General features: G+C 72.3%; 8 protein-coding genes. 4 read left to right on the top strand and 4 right to left on the bottom strand.

The annotated features are described in order from the left end of the window. Positions 1-130: 130 nt before the first annotated feature. Complete coding sequence (locus A3CQ_RS51315; protein WP_020509514.1) at positions 131-700, top strand: GAF domain-containing protein; 570 nt, start codon at positions 131-133, stop codon at positions 698-700. A gap of 4 nt (positions 701-704) precedes the next feature. Here A3CQ_RS51315 and A3CQ_RS0103435 read toward each other — a convergent pair whose 3' ends face one another. The 3 genes from A3CQ_RS0103435 to A3CQ_RS0103425 are packed head-to-tail and all read right to left on the bottom strand — an operon-like array spanning position 705 to position 3,781. Then, complete coding sequence (locus tag A3CQ_RS0103435; RefSeq protein WP_020509513.1) at positions 705-2,048, bottom strand: pyridoxal phosphate-dependent decarboxylase family protein; 1,344 nt, start codon at positions 2,046-2,048, stop codon at positions 705-707. 9 nt (positions 2,049-2,057) lie between these two features. Then, complete coding sequence (locus A3CQ_RS0103430) at positions 2,058-3,122, bottom strand: sensor histidine kinase (RefSeq protein WP_020509512.1); 1,065 nt, start codon at positions 3,120-3,122, stop codon at positions 2,058-2,060. Next, positions 3,119-3,781, bottom strand: coding sequence for a response regulator transcription factor (locus A3CQ_RS0103425; protein ID WP_020509511.1), 663 nt, complete (start codon positions 3,779-3,781; stop codon positions 3,119-3,121). The genes A3CQ_RS0103430 and A3CQ_RS0103425 overlap by 4 nt, the downstream gene beginning before the upstream one ends. Before the next feature lie 87 nt (positions 3,782-3,868). Here A3CQ_RS0103425 and A3CQ_RS0103420 point away from each other — a divergent pair, with 87 nt between their 5' ends. The 3 genes from A3CQ_RS0103420 to A3CQ_RS0103410 all read left to right on the top strand — a co-directional run bounded on the left by A3CQ_RS0103420 (position 3,869) and on the right by A3CQ_RS0103410 (position 7,012). Further along, complete coding sequence (locus A3CQ_RS0103420; RefSeq protein ID WP_040431275.1) at positions 3,869-4,789, top strand: ABC transporter ATP-binding protein; 921 nt, start codon at positions 3,869-3,871, stop codon at positions 4,787-4,789. Next, complete coding sequence (locus A3CQ_RS0103415) at positions 4,786-6,234, top strand: DUF1349 domain-containing protein (protein WP_020509509.1); 1,449 nt, start codon at positions 4,786-4,788, stop codon at positions 6,232-6,234. The genes A3CQ_RS0103420 and A3CQ_RS0103415 overlap by 4 nt, the downstream gene beginning before the upstream one ends. 61 nt (positions 6,235-6,295) lie before the next feature. Next, entirely contained in the window at positions 6,296-7,012 is a 717-nt protein-coding gene (locus A3CQ_RS0103410) for a hypothetical protein (RefSeq protein WP_020509508.1), read from the top strand. A 58-nt stretch (positions 7,013-7,070) separates the two neighbouring features. Here the strand turns inward: A3CQ_RS0103410 and A3CQ_RS0103405 are convergent, their stop codons facing one another. After that, on the bottom strand, positions 7,071-12,437 hold the full coding sequence (locus A3CQ_RS0103405; protein WP_026205243.1) for a GH92 family glycosyl hydrolase: 5,367 nt from the start codon (positions 12,435-12,437) through the stop codon (positions 7,071-7,073). Positions 12,438-12,468 lie beyond the last annotated feature (31 nt).

Here is a 12,468-nt window from a genome sequence, read left to right as displayed (position 1 = left end):
CGAGTGACTGTGCCGCGTGCCGACTTGATGACTCCTACTTGTCGTCATGCAAGTATTCGTGCCATCGTTGGCGGCTTCCCGGCCTGGCAAGCTCGCCTGGCCCGCTCGCCGACGAGCGGAAGGAGACACTGTGTCGCCCGCCAGCGGTCAGAGTCGAACGCTACTCACCGATCCCGGCCGGCTCGAGGCCGTCCGCCGATATCGCCAGGCAGGCGCCGCGTCCGGCGCCGCCTTGGACCTGATAGCCGAGATCGCCGCCACGGTGTGCGGCACGCCGATGGCCGCCGTCAGCATGATCGGCGCCGATCGGGTCTGGTTCCTGGCCGCACGCGGGCTGCCGGGGCTGCGTCAGATCCCCACCGAGCCGGGCCTGTGCGCGTCCGCGCTGGTGGCCGAGGGCATCCACCTGGTCACCGTCGCGGCCGACGACCCAAGAACCAAGAACCATCCACTCGTACGCCTGGAACAGGGCGTACGGTTCTACGCCGGTGCCCCGATCATCGACCCTGACGGCCACCGCCTCGGTTTCGTCGCCGCGCTCGACACCGGGCCGCGTCAGCTCACCGAGACGCAGACCGGCGTGCTCACCCAGCTCGCCGCCCTGGTCGTCGAGCATTTGCGGGTACGACTCGACGCCGCGCCCGGCGCCACCCCGGCCGGCTCGATCCCCCGGCAGCCCGCGGTGGTCCGGCCGGGCTGACGCGTCAGCGGCGGGCCAGCTGCTCCACGCGCCGGTGCAGGTGCTCGACGTACGTCTCGGACTCGGGTTTCATCAGCACGCTGCGCAGGATCCGTGCGCCGTCGGCATCGGCGGTGACCTGCGGGTGGCGGCGCGTGAACCGGCCGCCGTCGACGCGGAGCGTGCTGAGGAAGACCGGGTCGTCACGGTCGGTCATCCCCTCGTGCAGGATCCGGTCGCTGGCCGCGTCGATCCCGGACAGCGTGTCACCCGCGAAATAGCTGACGATGTCGAGCTCGGGCGGCTGGTAGAGCCGGAGGCGGTCGGACTCTTCGATCAGTTCGGCCCAGCGCAGCGCCGCCCGCCGGCCGGCCGCCAGCACCTCGCCCAGCCCGTCGCGGGTGGGCGGCAGCAGCTGGAAGGTGAACCACAGAGCGGCGGCGGCCGCGCCCGCCCGCGAGCACTCGAGGCTGATCTCGCCCAGGTGCAGCTCGTCCGAGGTGAAGTACGTGTACGGCGAGTCGTGCAGGTAGAAGCGGCCCACCGCGGGGTCGCGGAAGAGGACGGCGCCGCAGCCGTACGGTTGCAGGCCGTGCTTGTGCGGGTCCACCACGATCGAATCGGCCTGCGCGATCGCTCGCCAGGGCTCGGCCGGCAGCCCGTCGCCGGCCAGCAGCGTGAAGAAGCCGCCGTACGCGGCGTCGACGTGGATCCGTACGCCGTACCGCTCGCGCAACGCCAGCGCCTCGTGAACCGGCTCGACGGCGCCGAGGCCGGTGGTGCCCGCGGTGAGCACGACCGTGCCGATCCGGCCCTTCCGCAGCAGGTCCTCCAGCGCGTCGAGGTCGATCCGGCCGAGATCGTCGGCCGGGACGGCGTGGCCCTCCACGCCCAGCACCCGGCACATCCGGCCGTGCGTGTAGTGGGCCTCGGTGCTGTACGCGATGCCGCTCTCCGGGTGCAGCTCGCGGGCCACGAAGAGGGCCTCGAGGTTGGCGATGGTGCCGCTGGTGGTCAGGTGCCCGAGGTGCGTGTCGTAGCCGAACATCGTGGCCAGCTGCTGGACCGCCTCACGTTCCATGGCGGCGGTGGCCGGTCCGCCGTCCAGGGCGTGGTTGTTGGGGTTGATCAGCATCGCGGTCAGGTAGCCCACCACGGCGGCCGGGTGCGGCGGCTTGAGCATCTGGCCCGCGTAACGCGGGTGGAAGAAGGGGTAGTTGTCCTTCAGCCGCTCGGTGAGGGCCGCGAACGCCTCGGCGAACCGCCCGTCGTCGACGGACAGGGACGCATGCGGCTCGAAGGGACCGAAGGTCTTCGCCCAGTCGGCGTTCGCCGCGGCCGCGGCGGCCAGCCACTTGCTCAACTCCATCGCGCCACCCTAATCGTTCGGACCCAAATAAACATGGTCGCCGAAGGTGACCTCCACGTCCAGGCCGCCGGTCGGGCGGGCCCGGACCTCGAGGGCGGCGCCGTGGGCGGTGGCGATCGCGCGGACGATCGCGAGGCCCAGGCCGTGACCGCCGCCGGTGCGTTCCCGCCGCAGTTGCTGGAACGGTTCGAAGAGCCGGTCGATCTCGGCGGCCGGCACGATCGGGCCCGAGTTGCGCACGGCCAGCCGGGCCCCGCCCGGGACGGACGTGGTCGTCACCTGGACCCGGCCGCCGGGCACGTTGTACCGGACGGCGTTGTCGACGAGGTTGGCGACCAGGCTCTCCACCAGCCGCGGATCGCCCGGCGCCGGGGCCGGTTCCAGCGTGCTCTCGACGGTGAGACCCTCGGCCGGGCGGGACCGCAGGACCGTGCGGGCGATGGCGGCCAGGTCGATCGGCTCCCGGTGCTCCACCGGCCGTTGTCCGTCGGCCAGGGTGAAGAGCGCCTCGATCAGCCGTTCCTGTGCGGCGCTCAGCTGGAGCACCTCCCGGCAGGCGTCGCGCATCGACTCGATCGTCGCGTCGGGGTTGCGCAGGGCCACCTGCAGCAAGGCCCGCTCGGCGGTGAGCGGCGTGCGCAACTCGTGCGAGGCGTTCGCGACGAAGTGCCGCTGCGAGGTGAACGCCGCCTCCAGGCGCTCGAACAGGCTGTCGAGGGTGGCCGCCAGCTGGGCGAACTCGTCGGTGCCGCCGACGTCGCCGAGCCGGCGGTCGAGGCTGGTGGCCGAGATGTCCCGCGCGGTCGCGGTGATCGCCCGCAACGGCCGCACGAACCGGCCGGCGACCAGCCAGCCGAGGACGAGCGACACCAGCACCAGCAGGATCATCGTGACCGACCAGGTGGCGACGGGGAAGCTCGCCGCGTCGGCGGCCGCCGGCGGCGCGGGCCCGTCGGACACGGGATCGGTATCGCTGAGCAGCGGCACGGTGACCAGCAAGGCGCCGGATGCCACGAACGGCACCGCGTAGAGCAGCGTGAGCTGGGTGCGCAGCGTCCGCCGGCGGCGGCTCACGGCTCGCCGACCCGGTAGCCGCCCTCGCGGACCGTGTGCACGACCGGCGGATCGCCGAGCTTGGCCCGCAGCCGGCGGATCGTGGTCTTCACCGCGGTGGTGAACGGGTCGGCCGCCTCGTCCCAGACGCGTTCCAGCAGCTCCTCGGCCGGCACCGGGCGGCCACCGGCGGCGAGCAGGCACTCGAGCACGGCCAGCTCCTTCGGCCCGAGATCGAGCCGGCGGCCGCCGCGCGAGGCGAGCCGCCGGCCGGTGTCGAGGGTCAGGTCGCCGTGCTCCAGCACCGGCGGCACCAGCACGGCCGGGCGGCGGGCCAGTGCCCGGACGCGGGCCACCAGCTCGGCGAAGTCGAACGGTTTCGGCAGATAGTCGTCGGCGCCCAGGCCGAGGCCGTCGACCCGGTCCTTGACCGTGCCCGAGGCAGTGAGCATGAGAACCCGGCTGCCCTGTTGCGCGGCGACTATCCGGCGGCACACCTCGTCGCCGTGGGTGCCGGGCAGGTCCCGGTCGAGCACCACCACGTCGTACCGGGTGACGGCCAGGCGCTCGAGCGCGTCGTCGCCGTCGAGGACCACATCGGTGGCCATGCCCTCGCGGCGCAGCCCGACCCCGATGGTCCGGGCCAGGATCTCGAAATCCTCCACCACGAGCACGCGCATGCCACCACGATGCCAGGTCCCCGGTGTCAGCCAGGTGTCGGCGGACGACACCGGGCTGACACCGGCCGCGGCGTAGAACCGGGACCCATGATTAGCGTGAGCGGACTTCGGAAACGCTTCGGCTCGACCGTCGCCCTGGACGGGATGACGTTCAGCGTCCGGCCGGGTCAGGTCACCGGCTTCGTCGGGCCGAACGGCGCCGGCAAGTCGACCACCATGCGGGTCGTCGTCGGCCTCGACGCGCCGGACGCCGGCGAGGCCCTGGTCGGCGGCCGGCCCTACCGCTCCCTGCGCCACCCGATGCGCCACCTCGGCTCGCTGCTCGACGCGGCCGCGCTGCAGCCGAGCCGTACCGCCCGCAACCATCTGCTGTGGATCGCCCACTCCCAGGGCCTCGGCGGCGGCCGGGTCGACGAGGTCCTCGACCAGGTCGGGCTGGGGGCGGTGGGCCGGCGCCGGGCCGGCGGGTTCTCGCTCGGCATGCGGCAGCGGCTCGGCATCGCCGCCGCCCTGCTCGGCGACCCGCCCGCGCTCATGCTCGACGAGCCGTTCAACGGGATGGACCCCGAGGGCATCATCTGGATCCGGGGCCTGCTTCGCGAGCTCGCTTCGCAGGGGCGCGCGGTGCTGGTCTCCAGCCACCTGATGGGCGAGCTGCAGGACACCGCCGACCACGTGGTGATCGCCGGCCGGGGCCGGATCATCGCCGACGCCAACGTCGCCGAGCTGCTCGCGACCGTGGCCGGCGGCCGGGTCACTGTTCGCTCCGCCGAGCCGGGCGCGGCGGCGGTGCTGGCCGGGGCGGGCGGGTCGATCACGCCGGGCGGCACCGGCGCGTTCACGGTCGGCGGCCTGGCGGCGGAGGAGGTCGTCGCCGTGCTCAACCGGCACGGGGTTCCGTTCTCCGAGGTGGCCGGGCACCGCGCCACGCTCGAGGACGCCTACCTGGAACTCACCCGCGACGCCGTCGAGTACCGCGCCGCGACCCCGGGCCCGGTGGCCTCGTGACCGGGTTCGGGGACACGCTGCACGCCGAGTGGACGAAGTTCCGGACCGTGCCCGGCTGGGTGCTGGGCGTGCTGGCCGCGGCCGCGGGCATCGTCGCGTTCGGTCTGCTGCCCGGGATCGGCGGCTCCTGCGGGACGTCCGCCTGCCCGACGCTGATCGGGCCGGACGGCACGGAGGTGCGCGACAGCTTCACCTTCGTCCACCAGCCGTTGGCGGGCGACGGCAGCATCACGGTGCGCGTGGCCGCACTGAAAAGCGCCGTGCCGTGGGCCAAGGCCGGTCTCATCGTCAAGGACGGCACGACCCGGGGCTCCACCTACGCCGCGGTCATGGTCACCGGCGACCATGGCGTGCGCCTGCAGTACGACTACACCCACGACATCGGCGGACCGGCCGTCGGCGCGCCGCGCTGGCTCCGGCTCACCCGCGCCGGCAACACCGTGACCGCCGCCGAGTCCGCCGACGGGATCAGGTGGACCGGCGTCGACCACGCCCAGCTGCCCGGCCTGCCGGCGACCGCGGAGGTCGGCCTGTTCGTGACCTCGCCCGAATTCGTCGCGGAGATTCGCCAGGGCCTGGCCGCCGGCACCGACAGCGGGCCGAGCCGGGCGACCGGCACCTTCGACCACCTCACGCTCGAGGGCGGCTGGAGGGGCGCCGCCTGGCGGTCCGATCCCGTCGGGGACGCCGCCGCCGGTGCGGCGGACGGCGGCAGCGGCCTCGAGCGCGACGGCGACGCCTGGCGGGTGACCGGCGCCGGCGACATCGCGCCCTCCGTCGCGGGCGGCGCCGGGGTGGGCGTCACCGTCACCCAGACGCTGACCGGCACGTTCGTCGGCCTGATCCTCGTGGTCGTGGTCGCGACGATGTTCGTCACCGCGGAGTACCGGCGGGGACTGATTCGCACGACCTTCGCCGCCGATCCCGGACGGGTACGCGTGCTCGCGGCCAAGGCGACTGTCCTCGGTGCCGTGACCTTCGGGGTGGGTCTCGTCGCGGCCGCCGTCGTCGTCTTCGCCGGCCGGCGGGTGCTGCGGGCGGGCGGTGTCTACGTCCACCCGGCCGCCCTGCCGACCGAGCTGCGGATCGTGGCCGGGACGGCGGCGCTGCTCGCCGTGGCCGCGGTCATGGCGCTCGGTGTCGGCGCGCTGCTGCGACGCGGGGTCACGGCCGTCACGACGGCCATCGTGGTGATCGTCCTGCCCTACCTGCTGGCGGTCGCGGTGCTGTCCGGCGCGGCGGCGAGCTGGCTGCTGCGGGTCAGTCCGGCGGCGGCGTTCGCGCTCCAGCAGGCCGCGCGGCAGTACCCGCAGGTCGACAACTCCTACCGCCCGGCCGACGGTTACTTCCCCCTGCCCGGCTGGGCGGGGCTCGCGGTACTGACCGGCTGGGCCGCCCTGGCCTTCGCCGCCGCCGCGCTGCTGACCTCCCGGCGGGACGCGTGAATCCCGCGCCGATCTGCCGAAGGGACGCGACGTGGCCCGCGCCGGAACGCGGGAGGGACGCGTGAGATCCGCGCTGCACGCCGAGTGGACCAAGTTCCGCACGAATCCGGGGTGGCCGGCACTGCTTGTGGCGATCGTCGTCGGCACGGCCGGGGTGAGCGCCGCGGCGGACGGCTGCACCGGCGGGGCCTGCACGGCGGACCTGCCGCGGCTCAGCCTCACCGGCGTCCAACTCGGCCAGGCGGTCGTGGCACTCCTCGCGGTGCTGGTGATGGGCAACGAATACAGCAGCGGCCTGGCCGCCGTCACCTATGCCGCCGTGCCCCGCCGTCTCCGGGTCCTGGCGGCCAAGGCCGTGGTCGTCGCCGTGGTCGTGGCGGCCGCCTCGATCGTCGCCGTCGGCGGGTCGCTGGCCGTGGGCAACTGGCTCCTGCCCGCCCACCACCTGGTCCCGCGGACGGCGGTCGGCGCGGTGCTCTACCTGGTCCTGATCGCCCTGCTGGCCCTCGGCGCCACCACCGCGGTCCGCAACCCGGCCGCGGCGAGCGGAATCGTCCTGGCCCTGCTCTACGCGGCGCCGATCCTCACCATGGTGGTCAGCGACCCGACGTGGGCCAAGCGCCTCCAGCAGGCCGAGCCGGTGAGCGCCGGCCTGGCCGTCCTCGCCACGACCGGCGATCAGCCCATCGGGCCGTGGAAGGGCCTGGGCGTGCTGGCCCTGTGGGCGCTCGCCTCCCTGCTCGTCGGCGCCACTTTCCTCGTACGGCGGGATGCTTGAAGAAAGAAGAAGCCCCGCCGGTGAGGACGGCTCACCGGCGGGGCTCGATCGGGTGTTGTCAGTCGGTGACCCGGAAGGGCTTCTCCACCCTGGTCGCCGAGTCGGCGCCGGCCAGCGTGACGCTGGTGGCTCCCGGCACCGCCTTGCCCGGCACGCTCACGGTCGCGTCCGAGACGACACCGTCGGCGTTGGCGTGCAGGGTCGTGACCGAGAGCCCGGCGCCGAAGGTACCGGTGACGGTCTCGTTCGGCGCGAAGCCGGAGCCGTCGACGGTGATGGCCGTGCCCCGCGGTCCCTCGGCGACCGACAGGGCCACCTCCGGGCGGTACACGGTCGGTGCCGCCTTCCCGGTCAGATCGACCGTGGTCGAGGTGGCGGCCGGCGTCACCGACTTGGCCACCGTCGCGGTGAAGGTGGCCGTGCCGCTGGACAGCGTGTCCCACGCCGTGACGTGCACCGTGTAGGTGCCCGGCTGGGCGTAGGTGTGCGACCCGCTGATCGCCCCGGTGGCGTCGACCGTGGTGTCGGCCGGAGCCGTGCCGTCGCCCCACTGGACGCGGGCGTGGTAACCGGTGGCGTCGGTGACACCGCCGGACACCGTGCCCAGCTGGGCGGTGAGCGCCTGCCCGGCCGTGGCGGTCTGGTCCTTCGGCGCCGCCAGGGTCAGCGACGCGCGGGGCGTCCCGTCGTCGGCGATGGCGAACACGTGGATCCGGCCCGCCGAGCCGGGGTCACCGGTCTGCAGCGGCAGGGTCACCGAGACGAGCGTCTTGCCCGCCGGGATCTGGTACGGCGCGGTGGCGAACAGGAACGGCTGTGCGTCGTCCCGGTTCGTGCCGAGCAGCCGGTACGCGGCGTGGGCAACGACGATGTTGCCGAACGACGGCGTGCCGTTGGGGTTGCCACCCAGCGTCCAGTCGCTCATCTGGATCGGGATGGTGGCGGTGGTGCCGTCGCTGAACGTCGCGGTGGCGGTCGTGTTCTGGTTGCCCTGGGTGCCGGCGCCGATGAACGAGATGCTCTTGGCGTCGGCCGGCAGGTTGAGCGCGATCTTCTTACCGTTGCCGATCGCGTCGTCCGGCTGACCGGCCGGGGTGGCGGGCAGCGTGAACTGCAACGCGGTCCCGGGCACCGTCATCGGCTTGCCCTGGGTCACGCCGGCCGCGTTGAGCGCGGCGCGGGAGTAGGCCCAGCTCTTCGCGTCGCAGTTGGCCGCGAGCGCGCCCTCGTCACCGATGCAGACGGTGTCGAAGGCGGCCACGAGACCGTCCGCCGGCACGTAGGACACGTCGATGCCGACCGTGGCGGAACTCTGGCTGGTCCCGTCGCTCACCGTCACCGCGGCCTGGTAATAACCGGGCTTGGCGTACGTGTGCGATCCGCTCACGCTGTACACCGCGCGCGACGACAGGGCGATGGTGCCGGCGGTGGTCGCCGAGCCGTCACCCCAGTCGACCGTCGCCTGGTAGGCGCTCGCCGTACCGCCGGTGACGGTGGCCAGCGGGACCGACACCGCGGCGCCGGCCCGCGCCGACACGTTGGTCGCGGCGGTCACCCCGACGGCGCCGCCGCCGAGCTGCACGTCGCCGCCGGCCAGCAGCTCGATCTCGGCCAGGCTCGGCGTTGCCGAGGTCGACTTCGTGACGAGCAGGCGGTACTGCGGGAAGTTCCCGGGCAGACCGATCCGGTACGCCTTGGTCTGGTTACGCCACTGGAACACCTCGCCGGGACGGTAGTCCACCGTGGTCCAGCGGATCCCGTCGCGGGAGGCCTGCAGCTGCCAGTCCTCCGGATCATTGCCCGCGGTCGCCCCCGAGGTGACGGTGTAGTAGGTCGGCGCCTGCGGTCCACCGCGGTAGACCCAGGTGATCTTGGGCGTGGCCGAGGTGAACGTCATCTGCGTGGTCGACGAATCGTCGAACAGCTTCGACGCGTCCTGGCCGCCGGACGCGGTCGCGGTGCCGAGGCCCGGGCCGGTGGTGTCCTGCAGCGGCTTGGGCACGGCGTCGCCCTTGGTCAGCGACTTCGGCCCGTCGTTCTTGCCGGTGCCCCACGTCGACGGGTTCGGGCCCATCTTGAAGTCGATGGTGCCGCCGTGCTCGAAGACCGACGAGTCGAGGGACACGTTGCGCTGGGTCGCGCCGTTCACCTTCACGCTCTGCACGTACACGTTCTTCGTGCTGTTGTTGGTCGCGTTGACGACGATGTCGCCGCTCGCGCGGTGCACCGTCATCTGGCTGAACTGCGGCGAGCCGATGACCCAGTTGGACGACCCGTTCTGCAGCGGGTAGAGGCCCAACGAGCTGAGGATGTACCACGACGACATCTCGCCGTTGTCCTCGTCGCCCAGGTAGCCCTGGCCGATTTCGCTGCCCACGTAGAGCCGCTGCAGGATCTCGCGCACGATCGCCTGCGTCTTGGCCGGCGCGCCCGCGTAGTCGTACATGTAGGGGATGTGGTGCGACGGCTGGTTGCTCATGCCGAGCTGGCCCAGCCGGACCGCGCGCGCCTCGAGCATCTCGTGGATCGTGCCGTTGTAACCGCCCGGGTGATCGGCCTTCTCCGGCGTCGCGAAGAACTGGTCGAGCTTCTTCTCCAGCTCGGCCTTCCCGCCGTACAGGTTGGCCAGGCCCTGGCCGTCCTGCTGCGCGGTGAAGGCGTAGTTCCAGCCGTCGGTCTCGGTGTAGACGCCACCCCAGTCGAGCGGGTCGCCGTCGAGGAAGTTGCCGGACGCGTCGCGCCCCTGGAAGAACTTCGTCTTCCCGTCGAACAGGTTGACGTAGTTGCGGGCCCGCTCGAGGAAGTACTGCGAGTCGTCCCGCAGCTGCTCACGCCGGGCGTCCGGGGTCTCCGGGGCGGCAGCGAGGGCGGCGGCCATGTTGCCGATGCCGTAGTCGTTGATGAAGCCCTCGAGCGCCCAGGAGACCGACTCGCCGGTGCTGGTCGGCGTGTAGCCGAGGAACAGCGACGTCTCGATGCCCTTGCGGCCCACGGCGCTTCGCCCCGAGGCCACCGTCGCGTCCTTCACCGCCGCGTCGTACGCCGCGAGCGGGTCGGGAAGCTTGACCCCGTTGAGGTACGCCTCGGCGAGCGCGACGTCCGCGCTGGTGCCGGTCATGAGGTCGGCGTAACCCGGCGACGACCAGCGGGCGATCCAGCCGCCGTCGCGGTACTGCTGGACGAAGCCGTCGGCGATCTTGGCGGCGATGTCCGGGTAGAGCAGCGAGTACGCCGGCCACACGGTCCGGTAGGTGTCCCAGAAGCCGTTGTTCACGTAGATCTGGCCGTCGACGAGCTTGGCGCCGGTGGTGGTCGGGGTCGACGCCCCGGTCGCCGCCGAAACCGGGCTCGCGTACTGCCAGTGCGGCGCCGCGGCGGTGCCGGTGTTCTCCGACTGCGAGTTCGGGTACAGGTTCAGGCGGTACAGGTTGGAGTAGAGCGTGACCAGCTGGGTCTCGGTCGCGCCCTTCACCTCGACCCGGCCCAGGCGGTCGGCCCAGGCCGCGGTCGCGGCCGCGTGGATCTGGTCGAAGCTCTGCCCGGTGACCTCGAATCCGAGGTTCCGCTTGGCCTGGTCGACCGAGATGAACGAGGTCGCGAAGCGCAGGGTCACCTGCGGGCTCGCCGAGAGGTCGAAGGTGGCGTACGTCGCCGCCGTCGCGGTCGGCGCGCGGTCGAACGTGCCGGCGTAGAACATCCGGCTACGACCGGCGGACAGGCCGCTGCCGTTGTCGACCCAGCCGGTGACGGTGCCGTCCGCGCCGATCGTGAAGGTGCCGTTCTGGAAGACCAGGCTTCCGGTGGCCCCGCCGGCCGGGAAGGTGACCTGCATGATCCCGCCGTGGTCGGTCGGCGACATCTGCGCCGTCAGGCCGTTCTGCGCCTTGACGCTGTAGAAGTCGGGCCGGGCGATCTCGTCGTTGTGGCTGAACGCGAGTGCGCGGCTGCTCGGCTGCCCGGTGAGGTTGCCACCGGCCGGCACCGGCATGACCGACATCTGGTTGCGGTCGCCCATCCACGGGCTGGGCTCGTGCGAGATGGCGAGGCCCTGCAGCGTGGGCAGGTTGGCGCCGTTGTTGTCCCGCTGGTACACGTACTCCCACGAGTCCGAGGTGGCGTTCGTGACCGGGGTCAGGAAGTTGAAGCCGTTCGGCAGTGCCGCGAGGGGCAGGTTGTTGCCCCGCGAGAAACCGCCCGAGGCGTTCGAGCCGCGGCGCGTGTCGACGTAGTTGGTGAGGCTCGAGCCGTCGATCGCCGTCGCCGCGCCCACGACCGTCAGGTCGTCGATCCACCCCTGGAAGCGGGTGGCGGCGGTGGCGTTCGGGTTGTCGTAGGCGAGCAGGATCCGGTCGATCGTCTTGCCGTTCGCGACCGCGCCGAGGTCCGACCGCACCGCGTTCCACTCGTCGGCGTAGAGCACCTTCGACGCGCCCTGGCCGGCCGCCGTGAGCGCGTAGCCGTGCTGGTCGACGGGGGAGCGCCCGCTGAGGTAGGTGCCGTCGGTGAAGTGCAGGTCGATGGCCGCGTACGTGGACGGGTACTGCAGGTCCTCCGCGGTGAGCTCGGGGAAGATCTTGTACGAGAGCTCGGTCTTCGGCCCGACCGGGATGTTCACGTCGTACAGCTTGTCGGTCGCGTACGAGCGTCCGTCGGTCTGGGCGCCGCCGGCGTACCGCAGCGACTTCACGCCGCTGAACCCGGCGCTCGTCTTGTTGTTGTTGCCGCGGACGGATCCGGCGCCGACCACGCTGACCATCGGGGTGGCCGGGGGCAGGACGTTCGAGCCGTCGCTGATGTCCCAGTCGGCCAGCTGGACGATCGAGTCGCCCGAGTTCGCGGTGATGTTCAGCCGGTAATAGGCGTACGCGGTGGTGTTGGTGAAGCTGTAGACGTTGGTGGCGAAGCGACCGGCGTAGGTCTGTCCGGTCCGGCGGTCGAGGTCGGTCCACGCCGAGCCGTCGCTCGACCCCTGGAGGGTGAAGTCCTTGGGGTCGCGGCCGGCGGCGTCGTTGGCCGAGGTCAGCGAGTACTTCGCGACGGCGACGGGCGCCGACAGCTGGTAGGTGACCCAGCCGGTCGTGGCGAACGCGAGCCACTTGGTCGACGAGTCGCTGTCCTTGAGCTTGACCGCGGTCTCGTTGGGCGCGTTCTCGGCGCTCGCGGTCACCGCCGTGACCTGCTTGAGCACGCTGCCGGGCAACGCGGCGCTGGCCGATCCGGTGAGGTTTCCCTGCACCGGCGCGCCGTTCGCGTCGAGCTCGGCGGTGCTCGTCGCGGGTTGCAGGTCGGCGGTCTCGAACGAGGAACTGAAGTCGCCGGGCGTTACCGCGGCGCTTGCCATGGGCGGGGCGACGAGAAGTCCGACCACCGGCACAAGAAGTGCGCCGGCGGCGGTCATCCACCGTCGACTTGAGAAGGACTTCATGCACAACTCCAGAGGGGAGAGCGGAGATCGA

This window comes from Paractinoplanes globisporus DSM 43857 (assembly GCF_000379645.1).
GTDB classification, from domain to species: domain Bacteria; phylum Actinomycetota; class Actinomycetes; order Mycobacteriales; family Micromonosporaceae; genus Actinoplanes; species Actinoplanes globisporus.
This window is presented reverse-complemented; position numbering and strand designations above follow the sequence as displayed.

Excerpts from the sequence above, each read along its gene's own strand:
- A3CQ_RS0103420 (WP_040431275.1), top strand. The coding sequence starts at position 3,869 with ATGATTAGCGTGAGCGGACTTCGGAAACGCTTCGGCTCGACCGTCGCC.
- A3CQ_RS0103425 (WP_020509511.1), bottom strand. The coding sequence starts at position 3,781 with ATGCGCGTGCTCGTGGTGGAGGATTTCGAGATCCTGGCCCGGACCATC.
- A3CQ_RS0103405 (WP_026205243.1), bottom strand. The coding sequence starts at position 12,437 with ATGAAGTCCTTCTCAAGTCGACGGTGGATGACCGCCGCCGGCGCACTT.
- A3CQ_RS0103435 (WP_020509513.1), bottom strand. The coding sequence starts at position 2,048 with ATGGAGTTGAGCAAGTGGCTGGCCGCCGCGGCCGCGGCGAACGCCGAC.